Source organism: Pseudomonas sp. HY13-MNA-CIBAN-0226, from assembly GCF_040310305.1.
GTDB lineage: Bacteria > Pseudomonadota > Gammaproteobacteria > Pseudomonadales > Pseudomonadaceae > Aquipseudomonas > Aquipseudomonas gregormendelii.
The window spans coordinates 1-272 of the sequence record NZ_JBEOPS010000257.1 but is presented as its reverse complement, the minus strand read 5'-3'; the positions used below and the strand labels follow the sequence as shown (position 1 = coordinate 272).

The 272-nt window shown below is 40.8% G+C and carries 1 protein-coding gene; it reads right to left on the bottom strand.

The features are described 5' to 3' along the window. Positions 1-59: 59 nt before the first annotated feature. The coding region (locus AAEZ05_RS28660; RefSeq protein WP_350649979.1) for a hypothetical protein at positions 60-272 on the bottom strand (213 nt) is incomplete at its 5' end.

Sequence of the window (272 nt, the reverse complement as noted above, 5' to 3'; positions counted from 1 at the left end):
ATCGATGCTTGAAGCAGTATTAAAGGCTGGATTCAGTGGTTAGGTTAAAAATTAAACACTCATGCGGTAGCCCTGACATTCGCTCCAGCATATACCGTATTAAAAGTGTTACCTGTAATGGTAGGTTCAATTACTGGTCCATTGTCTTCGGTATACCAGCGCTTATCAGTTTTGTTCCAGCATTCAGTTTGAGTATCATCTTCCTCATCCTCTCTTAACGTAACCTCAAAAGCAAACTCCAGATTAGGTTGCCTATATACCCAGTTAAGAGC